Annotated in this window: 16 protein-coding genes and 1 pseudogene; 6 read left to right on the forward strand and 11 right to left on the reverse strand. The window is 64.3% G+C overall.

Annotated features, from left to right (window positions below; translation table 11 throughout):
• Window positions 1-79: 79 nt before the first annotated feature.
• The 4 genes from EKG36_RS16165 (at window position 80) to EKG36_RS16175 (ending at window position 5,609) form a co-directional block, all read left to right on the forward strand.
• A complete protein-coding gene (locus EKG36_RS16165) occupies window positions 80-664 on the forward strand; it encodes a cupin domain-containing protein (protein ID WP_126485967.1) in 585 nt (194 codons plus the stop codon).
• Window positions 665-881: 217 nt separating this feature from the next.
• Window positions 882-3,464: an EAL domain-containing protein gene (locus EKG36_RS16170; protein WP_126485969.1), complete on the forward strand. Its 2,583-nt coding sequence runs from the start codon at window positions 882-884 to the stop codon at window positions 3,462-3,464.
• Window positions 3,465-3,639: 175 nt separating this feature from the next.
• Window positions 3,640-3,966, forward strand: a complete 327-nt coding sequence (locus EKG36_RS20840) for a hypothetical protein (protein ID WP_246007537.1) — start codon at window positions 3,640-3,642, stop codon at window positions 3,964-3,966.
• Window positions 3,967-4,187: 221 nt separating this feature from the next.
• Window positions 4,188-5,609, forward strand: a complete 1,422-nt coding sequence (locus EKG36_RS16175; protein WP_246007538.1) for a sensor domain-containing diguanylate cyclase — start codon at window positions 4,188-4,190, stop codon at window positions 5,607-5,609.
• Window positions 5,610-5,809: 200 nt separating this feature from the next.
• Here EKG36_RS16175 and EKG36_RS16180 read toward each other — a convergent pair whose 3' ends face one another.
• The 8 genes from EKG36_RS16180 to EKG36_RS16215 all read right to left on the reverse strand — a co-directional run bounded on the left by EKG36_RS16180 (window position 5,810) and on the right by EKG36_RS16215 (window position 15,258).
• Window positions 5,810-7,051, reverse strand: coding sequence for a uracil-xanthine permease family protein (locus EKG36_RS16180; RefSeq protein ID WP_126485971.1), 1,242 nt, complete (start codon window positions 7,049-7,051; stop codon window positions 5,810-5,812).
• A gap of 125 nt (window positions 7,052-7,176) precedes the next feature.
• Window positions 7,177-8,817 carry a glycerol-3-phosphate dehydrogenase/oxidase gene (locus EKG36_RS16185; protein ID WP_126485973.1) on the reverse strand — a complete coding sequence of 547 codons (1,641 nt, stop codon included), beginning with the start codon at window positions 8,815-8,817 and terminating at the stop codon, window positions 7,177-7,179.
• Between the two features lie 146 nt (window positions 8,818-8,963).
• Window positions 8,964-10,703, reverse strand: coding sequence for an ABC transporter substrate-binding protein (locus EKG36_RS16190; RefSeq protein WP_126485975.1), 1,740 nt, complete (start codon window positions 10,701-10,703; stop codon window positions 8,964-8,966).
• A 310-nt stretch (window positions 10,704-11,013) separates the two neighbouring features.
• Window positions 11,014-11,286 (reverse strand): DUF2160 domain-containing protein, encoded by a 273-nt coding sequence (locus EKG36_RS16195; RefSeq protein ID WP_126485977.1) that lies wholly within the window; start codon window positions 11,284-11,286, stop codon window positions 11,014-11,016.
• A 12-nt stretch (window positions 11,287-11,298) separates the two neighbouring features.
• Window positions 11,299-12,192, reverse strand: a complete 894-nt coding sequence (locus EKG36_RS16200) for a carbohydrate ABC transporter permease (protein ID WP_221766104.1) — start codon at window positions 12,190-12,192, stop codon at window positions 11,299-11,301.
• A gap of 1 nt (window position 12,193) precedes the next feature.
• Complete coding sequence (locus EKG36_RS16205; protein ID WP_126485979.1) at window positions 12,194-13,075, reverse strand: carbohydrate ABC transporter permease; 882 nt, start codon at window positions 13,073-13,075, stop codon at window positions 12,194-12,196.
• Window positions 13,068-14,168, reverse strand: coding sequence for an ABC transporter ATP-binding protein (locus EKG36_RS16210; RefSeq protein WP_126485981.1), 1,101 nt, complete (start codon window positions 14,166-14,168; stop codon window positions 13,068-13,070). The genes EKG36_RS16205 and EKG36_RS16210 overlap by 8 nt, the downstream gene beginning before the upstream one ends.
• Before the next feature lies 1 nt (window position 14,169).
• Window positions 14,170-15,258 carry an ABC transporter ATP-binding protein gene (locus tag EKG36_RS16215; protein ID WP_126485983.1) on the reverse strand — a complete coding sequence of 363 codons (1,089 nt, stop codon included), beginning with the start codon at window positions 15,256-15,258 and terminating at the stop codon, window positions 14,170-14,172.
• A gap of 785 nt (window positions 15,259-16,043) precedes the next feature.
• Here EKG36_RS16215 and EKG36_RS20845 point away from each other — a divergent pair.
• Window positions 16,044-16,196 (forward strand): annotated as a pseudogene (locus EKG36_RS20845) (IS21 family transposase); the annotation flags it as partial.
• Window positions 16,197-16,351: 155 nt separating this feature from the next.
• A complete protein-coding gene (locus EKG36_RS20615; RefSeq protein WP_246007539.1) occupies window positions 16,352-16,714 on the forward strand; it encodes a S24 family peptidase in 363 nt (120 codons plus the stop codon).
• A gap of 6 nt (window positions 16,715-16,720) precedes the next feature.
• On the opposite strand, the gene EKG36_RS16230 is transcribed toward EKG36_RS20615, so the two are convergent.
• The 3 genes from EKG36_RS16230 to EKG36_RS16240 form a co-directional block, all read right to left on the reverse strand.
• Window positions 16,721-17,044, reverse strand: coding sequence for a rhodanese-like domain-containing protein (locus tag EKG36_RS16230; RefSeq protein WP_126485988.1), 324 nt, complete (start codon window positions 17,042-17,044; stop codon window positions 16,721-16,723).
• A gap of 25 nt (window positions 17,045-17,069) precedes the next feature.
• Window positions 17,070-17,507 (reverse strand): hypothetical protein, encoded by a 438-nt coding sequence (locus EKG36_RS16235; RefSeq protein WP_126485990.1) that lies wholly within the window; start codon window positions 17,505-17,507, stop codon window positions 17,070-17,072.
• 91 nt (window positions 17,508-17,598) lie between these two features.
• Window positions 17,599-20,037 carry a heavy metal translocating P-type ATPase gene (locus tag EKG36_RS16240; protein WP_126485992.1) on the reverse strand — a complete coding sequence of 813 codons (2,439 nt, stop codon included), beginning with the start codon at window positions 20,035-20,037 and terminating at the stop codon, window positions 17,599-17,601.
• Window positions 20,038-20,120 lie beyond the last annotated feature (83 nt).

Genomic DNA, 20,120 nt, shown 5'->3' on the forward strand with positions numbered 1-20,120 from the left:
GCGACACGGTATCATCTGTCAAGAATATGCCACGACCACACATTTCAGGCTGCGGCCGACGCCGCTGACAGGAACGATGATGGATGAAGGATTCGACGTGGGCGCCCGCCTGCGCCAGCTGCGCCAGGAACGTGGCCTCTCGCAGCGCGAGCTGGCCAAGCGCGCCAAGGTGACCAACAGCAGCATCTCGCTGATCGAGCAGAACAGTGTGAGCCCCTCGGTAAGCTCGCTGAAGAAGATCCTGGATGCCCTGCCGGTGTCGATCAGCGCCTTCTTCGCCGGCGACGAGCACAGCCAGCCGCGCCCCTTCTACAAGGCCTCGGAGCTCACCGAGATCGGCGATGGCGTGCTGTCCTGGCGGCTGGTCGCCGCGCGCCGGCCGGACCGGCGCATGTCGGTGCTGCACGAGCGCTACCCGCCGGGCGCCGACAGTGGCGACGAGATGCTCGAGCACGACGGCGAGGAAGGCGGCGTGGTGGTCGAAGGTGAGATCGAGATCACCGTGAACGGCGAGGTGGCGCTGCTGAGGGCCGGCGACGCCTACTATTTCGACTCCCGCCTGCCCCACCGCTTTCGCAACGTCGGCGACCGGGAATGCGTGATCGTCAGCGCCAACACCCCTCCGTCATTCTCCGATGGCGGAGAGGAGCTTCATCACGGCTAGGGAGCGCCCGCGACAAGCCCCAAGTCCCGCTCAACCAAGCTCCGCGAGTCCCCGTCCACTCGTCCACAGGTCTCGCGGGGCGTGGCGGCCACGCGATAGCACTCATCGGATTCCTTATGCGACGATTGCAGTGTTGCCTGGTCCCCACCGCCTCCTCCAGTATTTACTTAACTAACAATCTTCCAAAAAAAACTCTCGGGAGATGTCACATGGGGGCATGTCCGTGACCGACGATTTCGCCCTGCTTGAAGCGCAGCAGGATATCCACGAACTCATTGCCCAGCAGGCACCGCTGGACAAGACGCTGGAAGCCATTGCCCACTGGATCGGCCTCCAGCACCCCGGCGCCATCGTGGCTTTCATGCGCTTCGACCCGGCGCGTTGCTCCCTCAGCCTGTTTCCCAGCCAACACTTCTCTCGGCACTTTGTGGAGCGGCTTCAGGATGTGCCCGTCGGCTCGGCAGTGGCCTCCTGCGGGACGGCCGCCTATCTGCGCCGGCAGGTCATCACGGAAGACATCCAGACGGATTCGCGTTGGGCAGCCTTCCGTAGCGCGGCCCAGGCCGAGGAGCTTCGTGCCTGTTGGTCGAGCCCGGTGATCACCACCCAAGGTGAGTTACTGGGGACGTTCGGCATCTATTATCGCGAGCCCACCGCGCCCAGCGACAAGAGCAAGAGACGGCTTCGCCAGGCCGCCGCCCTGATTGCCTTGGCGATCATCAAGGACCGCGATAGCCAGCGCCACCGCACGCTGGCCGAGTGGCACCGTTCGCTGTTCGTGAACCACCCGGATGGCGTCTACGAGTTCGATCTTGAGGGCCGATTCCAGCGCGGCAATGCCGCCCTGGAACGCATCACCGGCTACCCGGAGCAGGCCCTCGTCGGCCGCCATTTCAACGACTTTGTTGCTCCCGATTATCGCGCGCTCACCCAGGTGGCGTTCGACGCTGCCAAGGCCGGGGCATCACGCCACTATGAGACAGTAGGCGTCCATGCCGACGGTCACACCTACTACCTCGAAGTCACCAATTTCCCGGTGACCGTCGATGGCGAGATCGTCGGTGTCTACGGCCTCTGTCACGACATCACCCAGCGCAAATGCCAGGAGGCCAAACTCCGCCTGTTGCAGCGGGGCATCGAGGCCAGTCCCAATGGGGTCCTGATGGCCGATGCCATCCAGCGCAACATGCCAACGGTCTATGCCAATGAGGCTTTCTATCGTCTGACAGGCTATTCCGCGGACGAAGTGCTCGGCAGAAACTGCCGTTTCCTGCAAGGCGAAGACACAGATCCAACGGCGATCGAAGTCATCCGGCAGGCGCTGAAAGCGCGTAGTGAGGTGCAGGTCACACTACTCAATTACCGCAAGGACGGTACCCCCTTCTGGAATCGCCTGGCGATCAGCCCGGTCGTCGACGAAGCCGGCCACTGCACCCACTTCATCGGCACCCAGGAGGACATCACCCGAGAGCGCCACCAGGAAGCGCAGATTGCCTATCAGGCCACCCATGATCTGCTCACCGGCCTCCCCAATCGGACGGCCCTGGATGATTGTCTCGAGCATGACCTCACGTGGAGCCGGCAGAAACAGCACCTGCTCGCGGTCATGTACCTCGATCTTGACGGGTTCAAGGCGATCAATGACGGCCTGGGCCACCGCGCCGGCAACCAGTTGCTGGTGGCCATCGCCGACCGCCTGAGGCGACTGCTGGGGCCCCGCGATACCCTGGCGCGCCTCACCGGGGACGAATTCGCCTTGCTAATGCCTGACATCACGACTCGCGAGGCAGTGGCCGCTGCCGCCGACCGGGTCGTCGCAGCCTTCGGGCGCGTCTTCGAAATCGAAAGTCGCGCCTTGCACATCAGTGCCAGCATTGGTGTCGCCTGCAGCGACGAGGAAATCCAGCAGGCTCACGAGCTGCTGCAGCATGCCGGCCTGGCATTAGAAGTGGCCAAACGGCAGGGTCGCAATACCTGGCAGTGGCACCGGGGGAATGGAAAACGCGCGATCAACGAGTACGTGCTGTTGCGCAACGACCTCCATACCGCGCTGTACGAGAACCAGTTCGAGCTCTACTACCAACCGGTGGTCGATGCCGTCAGTGGCCGCATTCATAGTGTCGAGGCCCTGATTCGCTGGCACCATCCAACACACGGGATGGTATTTCCCGCCGTGTTCATTCCCATCGCCGAGCAAACAGGCCAGATCATCCCCCTGGGCCGCTGGGTGCTGAGACAGGCCTGTCAGACCCTCGCCAACATGCGCACCCAGGGCCAACGCGTGTTCCCGGTGGCGGTCAACATCTCGTCATTGCAGTTCCACCGGGACGGGTTCCTCGATGAGGTACAAACCATTCTTCACGAGACAGGGCTACCGCCTTCATGCCTGGAGCTGGAGGTAACCGAGAGTATCCTGTTGGAGGAAGCCGAACAGGCCATCGAGATGATCGCCACACTGCGCAACATGGGCATCAGGGTCGCCATCGACGACTTCGGCACCGGTTTCTCGAGTCTCAGCTACTTGCGTGATATGCCCATCCACAAAGTCAAGCTGGACCGCGCCTTCATCCGAGACATCCTCATCAACCGCAGCAATGCCGCCATCGTCGAGGGCATCATCACCATGGCACACCACATGGATCTGTTAGTGGTCGCCGAGGGCATCGAGGAGGTGGAGCAGCAAGAGGACCTGGTGCGTCGTGACTGCGACCTGCTTCAGGGCTACCTCTTCGCCAGGCCCATGCCGCTGGAAGAGCTCCTGGCACTGCCTGATATCCTGCCGGCAATGACCGTGACATAGTCACCAAGCCTCCTCCAGGCACCTTGAACTCCTCGAGATGCCTGGACCACGCGTGAGCCGTCATGGGGAACATGGCTCACTGCGTTCCAAGGGAAAAGCGTTTGCCAGCTTTGGCATCGTTACCTGAAGTACGTTGACAGTGCTTTCTCGCGTCATGCTGCCTGGAGATAGTTCGTTGTCGCCGACAATCCTCTTCACTCGCCTGGCACTGGCCGTGGCCGTGCCTGTCGTCCTGGTGACAGCCACCCTGTCTCTGATCTTTCAGGCGCACCTTGAAGCCAGGCTCGAGGCTGCCCAGGCGGGTGCCAAGGCGATGCTCGAAGCCGGGCACGCGTCGCTGACACGCGGCATGAATGAGAGCCTCAATCATGCCTTGGCCACGGCTGAGCTTCCCAGCCTCAAGCGCTATCTCACCCGCCCAGGAAAAACCCAGCCATCCTATCAGGCGACCACCACACCATTGCCGATGAGTCGCTGTCTTCGCTGTTCGAGACCTTGCTGACCCACTATGGGCGCTATACCAAGTTGGTCCTGATCGACCCACAAGGACACGAGTTGATACGTGTTCGCCACGGCCACCAGCCCCCCAGCAATCACCCGCCCCCTCGCATGCCGCAACTAAGTATTTTCAGGAGGCCATGACACTGTCACCCCGTGACCTCTACATCTCGCCCCCCCGGCCGCAATCTGCGGTATGACAATGTCGGTGATGGCGTGGTACCCGTGGTCAACATCGCGACGCCGGTGTTCGATGCCCAGGGGGACCGCAAGGGAGTGTTACTGCTCAGCCTGGATTGGCAGTACCTGACTGCCGGCCTGCACCACGCCATGTCCATCGACGAGGCAGCACAGCCCCTCCTGGTGGATGCCCAGGGCACTTGGTTGCTGGCCGATCAAGACGGGGCGATGCACTTCGGGAGACATGTTGCAACCGAGTTTCCTGATATTTGGGAGGTACTCTCGCGGCGCACCCGCGGACAGGCGGATCTCGGGGGTCAGCGGATACTGTTCCAGCTAGAAGACATCCGCACCCAGAACTACCACAGCCAGGCCGGCAAGGTGCATAGCTTGCCAGGCTATCACCCCTGGCGGCTGGGCATCATGTTCCCCAAACCCACGCTCGGGTCCCTGCTGTCACAGGACCTTGCCCCGCTGCTGGTCATGGCCCTGCTGTACGGTCTCTGCATCGTCTTTGGCATGTTCTGGGCGCTGAGCAGTTATCGGCAACGATTCCTCAAGCAGCAAGCCCAGCAGTACGCGACGGAAGTGCGTGATCTCTATGAACATGCCCCATGCGGTTATCACTCGCTGGATGCCGACGGCCGTATCGTCAAGATGAACCGCACCGAACTCGACTGGCTGGGCTATCGTGCCGACGAGGTAATCGGCCAGGCCCACTACCGTGACTTCGTTACCCGCGAGACCCGTGACGCCTTCGAGGCTGCCTTTCAGGAGGTCCAGGGACAGAACCAGGAAGGATCAACCGAATGCGAACTGATCACCCGGGACGGGGGTAGGCTTCCCGTGGTCATCCAGGCCACGGCCTACACCACTCGCCATGGTTTCGTACACTCCCGTGCCATGGTCTTCGACCTGAGGGAACGCAAGCAACTGGAAGACACCTTGGCCCGGCAGGCCATGACCGACCCGTTGACGGGACTCGGCAATCGGCGCTACCTGCAGGGCCAGGCAGCCATGGAAATCGCCCGCGCCAAGCGCAGCGGGCAGCCACTGAGTCTGATCGCCATCGACCTGGACCATTTCAAGCACATCAATGACGAGTATGGCCACGATGTGGGTGATAGCGTCTTGCAAGCCTTCGCCAACCAGGCCAGTAAATTGCTGCGCGAGGGAGATGTACTGTGTCGGATGGGCGGAGAGGAGTTTGCCGTCCTGCTCCCTAGCACCTCCAGCGCCCAGGCTATGCAGGTCGCCGAACGGTTGCGCAACGTGCTGGAAACCTCACCGGTTGAGGTCAGTCATGAGGTCACCGAGGACGGCTGGTTACCCTACACCGCGTCTCTGGGCGTGACCCTGGTCATGGCCGAAGAGGCCTCCCTGAAGCCAGCCATCAAGCGCGCCGACCGGGGGCTGTACGCGGCTAAGGAACAAGGCCGAAACCGGGTGCACTGGCAAGCGGTGTGACGAGAGGCGCGACGCCGGCCACCCCATCACGTCGTGACGGCTCCCCGCCCGCATCAGGGTGTCGCGGAATGTTGCTGAGCGCCCCGACATCCGCTCCCTCAAGGATGCCTCCACTGCCGGGCCGAACGTCCCCAGAGGCACCCTCGACGACGTCTCGCCCCCTCATGGCACAGCTGGCCACCCGAGCGGGCAGCGAACCATCACTCCTCGTCGGCCTTGGGCAGCACCCAGTTGAGCACGATGCCGACCAGGGCGGCGAGACTCACGCCCTGCAGGGTGAACTGCCCGTTGCCGAACTGCATGCCGCCGATGCCGAAGACCAGGATCAGCGACACCACCACCAGATTGCGCGGCGCAGTCAGGGGCTTGCCGGCGCGCACCAGAGTGTTCATGCCGACCACGGCGATGGAGCCGAACAGCAGCGTCATGATGCCGCCCATCACCGGCCCGGGAATGGTCTGCAGCACCGCCCCGAGCTTGCCGAAGAAGGACAGCAGGATGGCGATGCAGGCGGTGGTCACCATGATCCAGGGATTGAAGGCCCGGGTCAGGGTCACCGCCCCGGTGACCTCGGAATAGGTGGTGTTGGGCGGCCCGCCGAACAGTGCCGCGGCGCTGGTGGCCAGGCCGTCGCCCAGCAGGGTGCGGTGCAGGCCGGGCTTGTCGAGGTAATTGCGGCGAGTCACCGAGCCGATGGCCACCATGTCGCCGATATGCTCCACCGCCGGGGCGATGGCCACCGGGAGCATGAAGAGGATCGCCGCCCAGTGGAAGCTCGGCGCGACGAAGTCGGGCAGCGCCAGCCAGGCCGCCTGATGCACGGGCGTAAAATCGACCACGCCCATCAGCACCGCCAGCACGTAGCCGGTGGCGATGCCGCCCATGATCGGCACCAGCCGGATCAGGCCACGGCTGAACACCGCCAGCACCAGGGTCACCAGCAGGCTCGCCATGGACAGGAAGATCGCCGGGCCGTAGCCGATGGCCTCGCTGGTCTCGCCGGTGGCCATGTCCACCGCCACCGGCGCCAGCGCCAGGCCGATGACCATGATCACCGGCCCCACCACCACCGGGGGCAGCAGGCGGTGCAGCCAGCCGGTGCCCTTGAGGCGCACCAGTTGCGAGATCGCCACGTAGACCAGGCCTGCCGCCAGCAGACCGCCAAGGGTCGCGGGGATGCCGAAATTGGCCACCGAGCCCTGGATCGGCGCGATAAAGGCGAAGGACGAGGCCAGAAAGACCGGCACGCTGACCCGGGTCACGCCATGGAAAACCAGGGTGCCGACGCCGGCGGTGAACAGCGCCACATTGGGGTCGAGGCCGGTGAGCAGCGGCACCAGCACCAGGGCGCCGAAGGCCACGAACAGCATCTGGGCACCGACCAGCAGGGTGCGCACGGGGGAATCGACCGGCAGGGGGGCGGCCGCCGAGGTATCGGACATGGAATAGGCTCCTGGGCATCGGGCGGTTGACATCGCGCGGCATTCTATCAGCCTCGCCGCGGTTTGGGTGATCGCCCTGTCCAGGGCGCTCAACGCTCGCCATCCCGGCGTCGACGCCCCCTGGACTAGGTGCCCTCCCCCAGCCGTTCGTCGACCGGCGATGGCGCGTCGGCGAAATACTCGTCCATGCGCATCTGAGCCTGGTCGCCAAAGAGGATATCGCAGGCCTCGCGCAGCCCCGGCGAGGTGCGGATGGTGTCCTGGGGCACCACCAGGGAGATCTTCGAGCGACGCCGCAGGAAGTCCTCGAGCCGGGTGACCATCTCGCGGCGCCGGGTCAGCTTGAGTTCGCCACGCAGGTATTCGGTCCCCGCGATCAGCACCTCGCCCTGCCGTGGATCCTGGCGGATGTCCTCGAGTACCTCCAGGGCCTGGGTGCCGTAGCGACGCCAGAGCCGCAGGCTCAGCGGCTCGGAGGCGTGGGCCGCGGTCATGGTATCCAGGTCCATCAGGCGTGCCTGGTGCATGAAGGTCTCGCGCAGCGAGGCAGCGGGCTCGCCGTACCAGCGATAGTCCGGATGGGGCATTGCCACGCCGAGCCGTTCCACCGCCTCGACCACTTCCTCGCCGACGTTGAGGCAGTCCGTCAGCTTGCCGCCGAAGATGCTCAGGTGGCGGGCCTCGCGATCGATGTCGATGGCATGCTTGCGCGACAGGTTGAGGAAGTCCCGCTCGCCACCGCTGCTGGGCTTCACCGCCAGCGGCCGCACACCACAGCGGGTGGCGATGATATCGGCCGTGCCGAGCGGCGCGTCCAGCGCGAGGCGCTTGTTGATGTTGTCGAGCACGAACTGGATGTCGTCGTCCGTCACCTCGACCTCGGGCGAGTCGACCCGGGTATCGGTGGTGCCGATGCAGGTGCGCGCGCCCATGGGAATGACGAAGAACAGCCGCCCGTCGTCGGCGAAGAAGGCCAGCACGCGGCGGTGCTCGGTGAGGCGCGGCACGATCAGGTGGATGCCCTTGGAGAAGACATGCCGGTGCTCGGTCTGCTGGCCCGAGAGGTCGTTGTGTTGGTCGACCCAGGGGCCGGCGGCATTGATCAGTACCTTCGAGCGGACCTCGAAAGTATCGCCGTCGATGACGTCACGCACCCGGGTCACCCAGAGCTCCCCTTCCCGACGTGACCCCAGGGACTCGACGTAGTTGGCGGCCACGGCACCGAAGTCCAGGGCGCCGCGCACGAAGTTGAAGACGAAGCGCGCATCGTTGTCATGCAGGTAGGCATCGGAATACTCGAAACCGCCCAGGGCGTCGCCGGTGTCGATGATCGGTTCCCGAGCCTTGATATCGGAGGCCCTGAGGAAATGCGGCCGGCGGGTGAAGCCGCTGCCCATCAGCCAGTAGAGCCAGGTGCCGACCCAGGGGTACAGGGGATGATGGCGAAAGCCCTTGTTGATGGTGGTCAGAAAGCGAATCTCCTGCACCGTGGAGGGATAGCTCCGGATCAGGTGATTGCGGCTCTTGCAGAGCTTGCGCACCAGGGCGAAGTCGCCACTCTCCATGTACTTGATGCCGCCCCACACCAGATTGGAGGAGTGCATGCTGGTGCTGCCGGCGAAATCGCCGCGATCGATCAGCGCGACACGCGCCCCCTTGCCGCTGAGGGCGGCGGCGGCGGAGGCCCCGTTGATACCGGCGCCGATCACCAGCACGTCGAACTCCGCCTCGGGCAGCTTGCGAAGATTGGTCTGTCGTAGTTGCATGTCTGGCCCTTCTTGGAAGCAAAGCGGCCCCGCTCGGCCTGCACCGAGCGGGGCCCTGGGTCCCGTTCAGGCAACCGTTCACACTGCTGTGCTGTCCTGTCGCTTGCCGACAGGCCGAGGCAGGTCCGTGGACCTGCCCAGCGGGATCAACGTGTGCCGGCGGCCATCCACTCCTCCATCATCTCGTCGTAGGGCACGGTGGTCCCCTGCGGCATCTCGTTGTCGAGCTCGGCCTTGGGCGAGCCGTCCTGGGAGAGCCAGTGCTCGGGATCACGCTCCTCGTTGAGGTTGGGGGCATAGGTCTCGAAGACCTTGGCCCGCGCCAGGCGCGCCATGATGCTGTCCAGGTCCCCGGCCAGGTTGTCGAGGGCCTCCTTGGGGGAGATATCCCCGCTGACGGCGGGCGACAGGTTCTGCCACCACAGCGGCGCCATGCGCGGATAGTCCGGCACGTTGGTGGAGGACGGCGTCCAGTTGGACTCGTTGGGGCTGCGGTAGAACTCCACCAGGCCGCCGAGCTTGGGGGCCATCTCGGTCATCTGCTCGGAGAAGATGTCGGAGCGGCGGATCGGCGTGAGGCCGGCCATCAGCTTCTCCAGCGACACGGTCTTGGCGACCGTGAACTGGGCGAACAGCCAGGCGGCGGTACGACGGTCCTCCGGGGTGGAATCGAAGAAGGTCCAGGAGCCCACGTCCTGGTAGCCGACCTTCATGCCCTCCTCCCAATACGGCCCGGTCGGCGACGGTGCCATGCGCCACTTGGGCGTGCCGTCGTCCTCGGTGACCGGCAGACCCGGGTCGGTCATGTCGGCGGTGAAGGCGGTATACCAGAACATCTGCTGGGCGACGTTACCCTGGGCCGGCACCGGCCCTGCCTCGCCGAAGGTCATGCCGCTGGCCTCGGGCGGCGCATACTGCTCCAGCCAGTCGACCATCTTGGTAACGGCGAACACCGAGGCCGGCGAGTTGGTGGCCCCGCCACGGCTCACGCTGGCCCCCACCGGCTCACTCTGCTCGTTGACGCGGATGCCCCAGTCATCGACCGGGTTGCCGAAGGGCACCCCGGGGCTGCCCATGCCGGCCATCGACAGCCAGGAGTCGTGGAAGCGCCACCCCAGCGACGGGTCGCGGCGCCCGTAGTCCATGTGGCCGTAGACCTTGGTGCCGTCGATCTCGCCGACGTGCTCGGTGAAGAACTCGGCGATGTCCTGGTAGGCGGTCCAGTTGGTGGGCACGCCAAGGTCGTAGCCGTAGAGCTCGCGGAATTGCTTCTGCAGGTCCTCGCGCTGGAACCAGTCGTAGCGGAACCAGTAGAGGTTGGCGAACTGCTGGTCGGGCAGCTGGTAGAGGCTGCCATCCGGCCCGGTGCCGTACTGCAGGCCGATGAAGTCCTCGAGGTCCAGGGTCGGCAGCGTGTAGTCCGCCCACTCGTTCTCCATGGCATTGGAGAGGTTGACGGTGGTGCCATAGCGGATGTGGGTACCGATGGCATCGGAGTCGTTGACGTAGGCGTCGTAGATGTTGCGCCCCGACTGCATCTGCGTCTGCATGTTGTTGACCACATCACCCTCGCCGATGATGTTGTGGGTGACGTCGATGCCGGTCAGCTCGCCGAAGGCCTCGGCGAGCACGTCGCGCTCGTAGATATGGGTCGTCAGGCCCTCGGCGACGGTGTTGATCTCCATGCCGCGGAAGGGCTCGGCCGCCTTGGCGAACCACATCAGCTCCTCGATCTGCTGCTCGCGGGAGAGCGTCGACTCCTGGAAATGCTCATCGACCAGTCGCTCGGCGATGGCGCGGGCATCGTGATTGTCGGCGTGCAGGGCACCGCTGGCCAGCATCACACCGGCCGCCAGCAGAGAGAGTCGCATTGTTGTCGCTTTCATATTGACCTCTTCGGTTGTTGTGCAGGGGTGTTGCAGTTAGCCGTGTGCTCGAGCTGGTCCGTCGACAGGTCTGCGAGGGGGCGCTGTGAACCCTTCCCTGGGCGCTACCGACGCCCTGCGGCGCTCTCGCGTCCCGCTTCGCTTGCAGGGCCGGTGCTGGCCATCCATGGCCAGCCCGTTCGGAGCAGTGCTCCTCACCCCTGGCGTAGGCCCCCTCTTCGACCTGTCCCCGTCGCCCCTCGACAACCAATTGCATTGCCCTGGATCGTCGTGGTCGTTCATCCGTGAACGTTCGGTTCCATGCGTGCTGTCAGCCCCAGCGCATCAACACCAGCATCCACAGGATGGAGGCACCCAGGGCGAGCCAGATACTCAGCGGCGTGAACCCCACCACCAGCAGATGGATGTAGGCGGCGGAGAGCAGGCCGATGAACAGCCGGTCTCCCCGCGTGGTCGCGATCGGCAGGAAGCCCTTGCGCTCGATCGAAGGTGAGGCGACTTCCCAGGCGGTCATGCCGGCCAGCATGGCCGCGATGGTCGAGAAGAAGATCGTGGTCGGCGTGGTCCAGACCATCCATTCCATATCGCGTCCTCCTCAGGTCCGGCCCAGGGCGAAGCCCTTGGCGATGTGGTTGCGAACGAAATAGACGACGACGATGCCCGGCAGGATGGTCAGGGTGCCGGCGGCGGCCAGCGCCCCCCAGTCGATCCCCGAGGCGCCCTTGGTCTGAGTCATGACCGAGGCGATGGGCTGGGCATTGGTGGCGGTCAGGGTGCTGGCCAGCAGCAGCTCGACCCAGGAGAACATGAACAGGAAGAACAGCGTGACGCCGATCCCCGAACTGATCATGGGAATGAAGATCCTGACGAAGAACTTCGGGAAGCTGTAGCCGTCGATGAAGGCCGTCTCGTCGATCTCCTTGGGCACGCCGCTCATGAAGCCCTCGAGGATCCACACCGCCAGGGGGATGTTGAACAGGCAGTGCGCCAGGGCCACGGCGATATGGGTATCGAAGAGCCCGACCGTGTAGTAGAGCTGGAAGTACGGCAGCAGAAATACCGCCGGCGGCGCCATCAGGTTGGTCAACAGCCAGAAGAACAGGTGCTTGTCGCCAATGAACTGGTAGCGGCTGAAGGCATAGGCCGCCGGCAGGGCCACCGCGATGCTGATCGCCATGTTCATCACCACATAGGTGATGGAGTTCACATAGCCCATGTACCAGCTCGAGTCGGTGAAGATCTTGGCGTAGTGCTCGAGGGTGAAGTCCTCGGGCCACAGGGTCAGTCCGCCGAGGATCTCGGTGTTGGACTGGAAGGACATGTTGAGCAGCCAGTAGATCGGCAACAGCACGAAGACGATGTAGGCCGCCATCAGGCCTCGCTTGCGCCACTGGCGACTCAGCGGGCGTGCCTGGCGACGGCGCCGAGCATCGGCGGAGGCGGCACGCTTGCGCACGGCCTCGGGGGTGGTGGGCATCGAATCGGTCATGTCAGGCCTCCCCATCCTGCTTGTCCTTTTGCATGTTCATGATCGCGGTGTAGAACACCCAGCTGACGAGCAGGATGATCAGGAAGTAGATCAGCGAGAACGCCGCCGAGGGGCCGAGATCCTGCTGGCCGATGGCCATGGTGGTCAGCGACTGGCTGAGGAAGGTGGTCGAGCTGCCGGGGCCCCCGCCGGTGAGCACGAAGGGCTCGGCGTAGATCATGAAGGAGTGCATGAAGCGCAGCAGCACGCCGATCACCAGTACGTTGGTCAGCTTGGGCAGCTGGATGTAGCGGAACACCGCCCACTTCGAGGCCCGGTCGATCCGCGCGGCCTGGTAGTAGGCATCGGGGATGGAGCGCAGGCCGCTGTAGCAGAGCAGCGCGATCAGCGGCGTCCAGTGCCAGACGTCCATCAGGATGATGGTCGCCCAGGCATCCACCGGGCTTGCCGTGATGTTGTAGCCGTAGCCCAGCTCGCGCAGGCTCCAGCCCATCAGGCCGATATCGCCGCGGGTGAAGATCTGCCAGATGCTGCCCACCACGTTCCAGGGGATCAGTAGCGGCATGGTCACGAGTATCAGCACCGCCGAGGCCTGCCAGCCCTTCTTGGGCATGATCAGGGCGATGCCGATCCCCAGTGGCACCTCGATGGCCAGCACCGTCAGCGAGAAGGCGAACTGGCGCAGCACCGCGGCCTGCAGGGCCGGGTCGTTGAGCATCTCCTTGAACCACTCGGTCCCCGTGAAGAAGCGGGTGTTGGCATCAAAGACATCCTGGACCGAGTAGTTGACCACGGTCATCAGCGGGATGATGGCCGAGAAGGCCACCAGCAGCAGCATGGGCAGGATCAACCACCATGCGCGGTTGTTGCGGACTTTAGTCATGGTCGATCTCCACGCGGTATTCGTCGACGTACAGGCCGAGGCGATCGTCGGGGAAACGCAGGAAGGCCCGCCCGGTCGGGGTCGGCTGATCCTCCTCGATACGCGCCTTGAGGGCGGTATCGCCGAGCTTGAGGTAGACGATGGAGTAGGTGCCGAGGTCCTGGGCGTGCTCGACCTCGGCTTCCATGCCGCCCTCCACCGGGGACTGGTGGACCTCGATGAACTCGGGGCGAATGCCCAGCTTGACGTTGCTCGAGCGGGCAGTGTCGATGGCCCGACGCACGCCCTGCCCCACCGCCAGTGCCGTGTCGCCGGCCATCACCCGGCCATTGCGCAAGGCGACATCGAGGAAGTTCATGCCGGGGCTGCCGATGAAGTAGCCCACGAAGGTGTGATTGGGGGTCTCGAACAGCTCGCGCGGGGTGCCGAACTGCACCACCTGCCCCTCGTACATCACGGCGATCTTGTCGGCGAAGGTGGAGGCCTCGAGCTGGTCATGGGTGACGTAGACCATGGTGATCTCGAAGCGCTGGTGAATCTCCTTGAGCTTGCGGCGCAGCTTCCACTTGAGCTGGGGGTCGATCACGGTGAGCGGCTCGTCGAAGAGGATCGCCGAGACATCGTCGCGCACCAGCCCACGGCCCATGGAGACCTTCTGCTTCTCGTCGGCGGTGAGGTTCTTGGCCTTGCGCTTGAGCTGCGCCGTCAACTCCAGCACGTCGGCGACCTCCATCACCCGCTCGTGGACCCGCGCCTCGGGGGTCTTCACGTTGCGTAGCGGAAAGGCCAGGTTGTCGTAGACCGTCATGGTGTCGTAGATGACGGGAAACTGGAAAACCTGGGCGATATTGCGCGCCTCGGGCGGCAGCGCATTGACCCGCTGGCCGTCAAACAGCACGTCACCGCTCGAGGGCTCCAGCAGGCCGGAGATGATATTGAGCAGGGTCGACTTGCCGCATCCGGAGGGCCCGAGCAGGGCATAGGCCCCGCCCTGGTGCCAGACGTGATCCATCTCGCGGATGGCATAGTCCTCGGGCGAGGCGGGATCGGCAAGATAGGTATGGGCGAGGGATTTCAGGGTGATCTCGGCCATCTCACATGCCTCCCAGGTGAGTCGGGATATGCACCACGGCGCCCTGCCGGTCGAAGGCATAGACCTTGTGGGTCGGGAAGTAGAGCGTCACCGGGGCGTCGACCGAAAACTCGTGCACGCCCTCGAGATGCACCGTCATGTGGAAGCGCTCGTTGTGCACGTGCAGGAAGGTCTCGGAGCCGCTGATCTCGGCCAGGTCGACGATCATCTGCACCTCGATGTCATCCTCGGCCCTGGGCGTGAGCGAGATGTGCGAGGCCCGCACGCCGAAGCGATATTCCCCCGGGGGTAGCGAGCGCAGGTCGTCGTTGATGGGGAAATGCAGGCGACTGTCGAAGGTGACCTCCGCGCCGGAGACGATGCCCTCGACGATGTTGATCGGGGGCTCGGAGAACATCTCGGCGGTGAGGATGTCCCGGGGGCGGTGGTAGACGTCCTCGGTGCGGCCATACTGCAGCAGTCGCCCCTGGTGGAGAACCGCGGTATTGCCGCCCAGGGCCAGGGCCTCGGCGGGCTCGGTGGTGGCGTAGACGGCGATGCAGTTGCGCTCGCTGAACACCGCGCGCAACTCCTCACGGAATTCCTCGCGCAGCTTGTAGTCGAGGTTCACCAGCGGCTCGTCGAAGAGCACGATATCGGCGTCCTTGACCAGCGCGCGGCCCATGGCGGTGCGCTGCTGCTGGCCACCGGACAGCTCCAGGGGCAGGCGGTCGAGGAAGGCCTCGATATGCAGCATCTCGGCGATCTCGCGGACCCGCCGGTCGATCTCGCGCCGCTCGACCTTGGCCAGCTTGAGCGGCGAGGCGATGTTGTCGTAGACGCTGAGGCTCGAGTAATTGATGAACTGCTGGTAGACCATCGAGACATTGCGCTTGCGCACCGAGCGGCCGGTGACATCCTCGCCGTCCATCAGCACCCGGCCGCGAGACGGGGTATCGAGGCCGGCCATGAGGCGCATCAGCGTGGTCTTCCCGGACAGGGTGCGGCCCAGCAGCACGTTGAAGGAACCCGGCTCCAGCTCGAGGCTCAGCCCATCGATGTGCGTCTCGCCGCCGACCACACGATCGATGTGTTCAAGGATCAGGGACATACGGTTCTCGGCTTTCGTTGTTGTTGAGGGTATTCGGGAACGACTGAGGGAACCCTAGCCGAGATTCGGATACCACCACAAATGTAAACAACCGAAAACCGACACCGACCCCTGGATAATGCCGGGCTACCGAATATATACACCTGATTAGTAACGTTTTTATGGCTGCATTGAACTTTTGTCCAAGACCGCAATGCTGTGGGTGGGAAACATACGCTCGAGAAGTGAATGCTCGCCAGTGATCGAATTCGAACATAATGAAGAAACAGCCGAAGAATAGGCCAATGCCAGGGGGGGGGCGCACTGGGCAGTACAGGAAGTGCTGGTACCGCCCCGTCGTCGATCTATGCAGTTTATCGGGGCTGAAGTGGCGGAGGGGATCCGGGCGGACACCGGTCTGCGGATCAGATCTGTATCGCGAGCCGACCCACAGGCACCCGCAGATCAATGGGCTGGCTGCTGATCGAGGAGACCATGGCGATTACGCTCTGCGAGGGCGACGGTCTCGCCACCTTGGTGGATGGGACACGCACAGGGAGGGGCTGGACAGGACGCGGCCTGCCGGCACGAGACCGGTGCGTCTTCCGCGCCATCGTGACCGCCCGTTCCGATCTATCGTGACCGACTATTCCGTTTCATCGTGACCGATGTCGACCTGTTTCCCCGGACTCCGCGGTCACGATGCCGGAATCACCGGCCACGTTCCCGGAATCTCACCTAACTCGCTGGAATGATTCGGTCTTTTACGGCATATCCCTCCTTTTGCCTTGGCCCCTGGAGGGGACATGCCAGTACCGAGGTTTCCCATGCGAACCATCACCGAGGTGTTGCGCCTCAACTACGACGTCGGCCTCAGCCACGAGACGATTGCTCGGGCCTGCGGCCTCTCCAAGGGCGTGGTCAGCAAGTACGTCAGCATGGCGCAGGTCGCCGGCGTGACCCCGAGATCTACCATCTGCCCAGCACCGACTGCCCAGCACCGACGTACCGCGCCCTGCCTCACCCGCTGACCACCATCTGCGTGGGCATCTCCGGCTTTCCTTCTCCAGCGGAGGGCTACGTCGGGCGCCCCCTGGTCTTCAACGAGAGGCTAGTGAAGCGCCCCGCAGCCAGCTTCTTCATGACCGTCATCGACGATAGCATGGAAGGCGTCGGCATCCAGGACGGCGATACCCTGATGGTGGGCCAACAGCCCTCCCAGGGCGAGGGGAATCACCACGAAGTTGCCGAGCAACAGGGCTGCCAGGAAGCGCCAACCCTTCATCCCTTGGTCGATCCGCGTCAAGGGAACCTGGGATCAGGTGGCATAGAGCAAACTGCCAAACAGCGGCCAGAGGAAGGCTTCCAGCCGGGATGTCATGTCCGGCTGGCCCAGCCCGATGGCCAAGCCCCCCAAGATACTGATCAGGTAGATCCAGGATTGGTATCGTTCCACGCAGCCGCGCATGGGACATGATCCCTGTCAGTCTTGCAGTGGTAAGCCGTCAGCCAGCCAGGCCCGTTTACCGCCCCTATAGTGGTAGACCTCGGTATAGCCGAGGCGGGCCAGGCGTTCGGCGGCACGACCGGCACGCTTGCAGTCTTCACTGGCGCAGTACACGACGATGGTCGCCTGCTTGTCGGGCAACCATCGGGGTGCTTCGTTGAGGATGTCGTCGGACACGATATTGATGGCGCCCGGCAGGTGCCCCTTGGCGAAGCTATCGGCCGGCAGGGTATCCACCAGAATGAAATCCCGGCCGCGGCTCTGCCAGTCTCGCAGCGTGTGGGTATCGATCGTTGTCATGACGCCTCCTGGTTACGCGCAGGCATTAGTTGCCGAAGTAACGGTCCAGTCCCCACAGCAGCAGGCCGAACAACAAGTGCGGCAGAGCGGAGGCCGGAATCAGCTGAGGACCGATCGCCAGACCCGCAACTCCCCAGCCTACCACGGGGAAGAACACCACCAGGATCACCCCCCATAGCACGGCGGCTAGACCCAGCGCGGTCAACAGGGTCTTGCGCGGGAAATAGCGCACGAACACCACCGACCAGAAGGTCACATAAGCCGTATGAAAGAGCAGACCGACCGGTAAGGGCAGGGACCGGCCCAGCAGGGTCTCGGCGAAGGCCAAGGAAGGTGGCTTCGGGAAAGGCGAGACGCCGGTTTTCAGCAAGGCTACCATCACGATGGCGGTCAACACCGATACCGCGATCCCGATGCCGATAGCTCTGAGCCAGGAAGGTTTGTGGGAGGTTGCCTGGATCATTTTCTACTCCTTCATATGCCTGAATCGGTGAATATGAGCCCTGTATGCTGTAAGTGTGGTGGAATCATTGCGAATAGGCCGAGGCATGGCTTCACGGCACTCTCGAGCGTACGCTGGCCACGGCATCGAACAGCAGTGCCGGCCGTTGCCATAGGGAGTTGACGAAGATGGCGGTCACACTGGCGGCCATGGCCACCATGGCCCACACCGGGTAGATCAGGCCGGTAGATGCCAGCGGAATGCCAATGCCATTGAACAGGAACGCCAGCGAGACGTTCTGCAGCATCTTGCGATACCCCCAGTGGCTGATCCGCCAGGCGGTCACCACGCTGCTCACCTGTGCGTTGAGGATGATGATGTCGGCGGCGTCGATGGCGATGTCGGTGCCGCTGCCCATGGCGATGCCCACGTCCGCCTGCATCAGCGCCGGGGCGTCGTTGATGCCGTCGCCGACCATGGCCACCCGCTCCCCGTGCTGCATCTCTCGCAACACGTCGGCCTTCTGCTCCGGCAGTACGCCGGCGTGGACGGTGTCGATGCCCACCAAGCCGGCGATATGCCGGGCGGTGCGTTCGTTGTCGCCGGTCAGCAATGCAGTCTCGATGCCCAGGGAGTGGAGCCGGTGCACGGTCTCCGCGGCATCGGTACGCAGGCCGTCACCCAGGGCAATGGCCCCCAGCAGCTGTTCGCCACGGGCGACGACGATGACCGTGTGGCCCTGATGCTCGGCGCTTTCGATGCCATCGCTCACCGATGCCAGGGCGATGCCCTGTTCGACGAGAAAGGCCGGACTGCCTACCGATACCGGTTCGCCTTCCACCTGCGCGGTGACGCCTTGGCCGGCGTGTGCCTGGAACCTGTCGACATCGGGAATCGCCAGATCCCGAGACAGAGCCGCTTCGACCACGGCACGCCCCAGGGGATGTTCCGAGGCGGACTCGACCGCAGCCGCCAGCGACAGCAGGGTGGCGTCGTCGCCATCGACACTGCTGATGTCGCGTACCGCGGGGCGGCCCTCGGTCAGGGTGCCGGTCTTGTCGAACACCACGGTGGTTACGCGTCGCAGGGCCTGAAAGGACTCGCCGGTGCGCATCAGCACGCCATGATCGGCCGCCTCGCCGGCGCCCCGCACGATGGACAGCGGCGCGGAGATGCCCACCGCGCAGGGATAGCCCATCACCAGCACTGTCAAGGCGGCGAACACGGCCCGTTCCAGGTCGGACGTGCTTCCCCAGAGTAGCGGCACACTCATCCAGAACACGAAGGCCAGTGCCGAGACGATCAGCACCGTGGGGGTATAGACCCGCAGCACCCGGTCCACCAGATGCAGCAGGCCCGGCTTGAGTGCCCGGGCATCTTCCAGGCTGCGGACCACCTGTTGGAGGAAGCTCGCCTCGCCGGTGGCTGTCACCCGCACCACCAGCGTGCCGCTGCCATTGATGGCGCCGCCGACCACCACATCGCCTACCGTCTTCTCGATCGGCAGCGGCTCGCCGGTGACCAGCGACTGATCCACGGCCGAGTCGCCCGCAATGACCTCGCCGTCCACCGGGATACGCTCGCCGGGGCAGATACGCACCCGCATGCCGGTTTCTACCTGTGCCACCGGCAGGTCACGGTCGCCGCCCTCGCTGATGACGTGGGCGGTCTCCGGCTGGAGGTCAAGCAGGCGGCGTACCGACTGGGAGCGGCGGGTCTTGACGATCAGCGAGAGCCACTCGGAAAAGAGATGGTAGGTCAGCACCATGACCGAGACGGCGAAGAAGGCGGCGGTGGGGTAGCCGTCGGGCCTCAGCACCAGACCGATACCGCCGCCGACCAACCCTGCGAAGGCCCCGATTTCCACGAGTACGTGTTGGTTGAGAATGCCGCGGCGCAGCGCCTGATAGGCCATGACCAGCATCTGCCGTGCGATACCGAACACCATGGCCACCGCCAGGATCGCGACCAAGATCGCCTCCTGGCCCGCCAGCAGGCTCCCGGCGCGTAGCGCGAACAGGACCAGCCCGCCCAGAGCCAACAGCGCGCTACCGCCCAGGGCGACTCGGGTGCCCTGGCCACGCAGGACGGCATAGCCGAAGATCACCAGGCTGACGTAGACCAGGGTGGATAGCCCCAGGGTCCAGGGCGACGTAGGATCGACGATAAGGCCCACCGCCGCCAGGCTGGTGGCCAGTGCCACCAGGAAGCGATTGCGTTCACGAGCCAGCTCGCGCTCCTGGTGAGCGTAGGGTTCGATCTTGCGAGGGTCGCTAAGGGTGTAGCCGATAGCCTGCAGGGTACCCATCAGCGTCTCGGCGCTATTCTCGCGCGTGTCGTACTCCACCAGGGCTTGTTCGTGGGTGAGGCTGACCGCCACGCGGCGTACCCCCGGTTTCTGTCCCAGAGCGCGCTCGATGGTGCCGGTGCACAGCGAGCAGTGCAGGCCGCCGATATGCGCCCTCACCCGCTGGATCTGCGGCTCCCCGGTGGATTCCAGACTCCAGGGCTGGAGGCCTTCCTCGATTGTGGTTGACGCTGTCGCACGCATCGCCTGCCTCGTGGTGAAAATGAGGTCATGCGTCAAGGATAGGGGCCGTACTTTGCTACAGGGTCAAGCGCCAATGGGTTTCA

Origin of the sequence: Halomonas nitroreducens, assembly GCF_003966155.1 — a bacterium.
In the GTDB taxonomy this organism is placed as follows: Bacteria; Pseudomonadota; Gammaproteobacteria; order Pseudomonadales; family Halomonadaceae; genus Halomonas; species Halomonas nitroreducens.

Bases quoted from the DNA above. Each gene is read 5' to 3' on its own strand.
- EKG36_RS16165 (WP_126485967.1), top strand. From the start codon at position 80: ATGGATGAAGGATTCGACGTGGGCGCCCGCCTGCGCCAGCTGCGCCAG.
- EKG36_RS16170 (WP_126485969.1), top strand. From the start codon at position 882: ATGTCCGTGACCGACGATTTCGCCCTGCTTGAAGCGCAGCAGGATATC.
- EKG36_RS16180 (WP_126485971.1), bottom strand. From the start codon at position 7,051: ATGTCCGATACCTCGGCGGCCGCCCCCCTGCCGGTCGATTCCCCCGTG.
- EKG36_RS16185 (WP_126485973.1), bottom strand. From the start codon at position 8,817: ATGCAACTACGACAGACCAATCTTCGCAAGCTGCCCGAGGCGGAGTTC.
- EKG36_RS16190 (WP_126485975.1), bottom strand. From the start codon at position 10,703: ATGAAAGCGACAACAATGCGACTCTCTCTGCTGGCGGCCGGTGTGATG.
- EKG36_RS16195 (WP_126485977.1), bottom strand. From the start codon at position 11,286: ATGGAATGGATGGTCTGGACCACGCCGACCACGATCTTCTTCTCGACC.
- EKG36_RS16200 (WP_221766104.1), bottom strand. From the start codon at position 12,192: ATGACCGATTCGATGCCCACCACCCCCGAGGCCGTGCGCAAGCGTGCC.
- EKG36_RS16205 (WP_126485979.1), bottom strand. From the start codon at position 13,075: ATGACTAAAGTCCGCAACAACCGCGCATGGTGGTTGATCCTGCCCATG.
- EKG36_RS16210 (WP_126485981.1), bottom strand. From the start codon at position 14,168: ATGGCCGAGATCACCCTGAAATCCCTCGCCCATACCTATCTTGCCGAT.
- EKG36_RS16215 (WP_126485983.1), bottom strand. From the start codon at position 15,258: ATGTCCCTGATCCTTGAACACATCGATCGTGTGGTCGGCGGCGAGACG.
- EKG36_RS16230 (WP_126485988.1), bottom strand. From the start codon at position 17,044: ATGACAACGATCGATACCCACACGCTGCGAGACTGGCAGAGCCGCGGC.
- EKG36_RS16235 (WP_126485990.1), bottom strand. From the start codon at position 17,507: ATGATCCAGGCAACCTCCCACAAACCTTCCTGGCTCAGAGCTATCGGC.
- EKG36_RS16240 (WP_126485992.1), bottom strand. From the start codon at position 20,037: ATGCGTGCGACAGCGTCAACCACAATCGAGGAAGGCCTCCAGCCCTGG.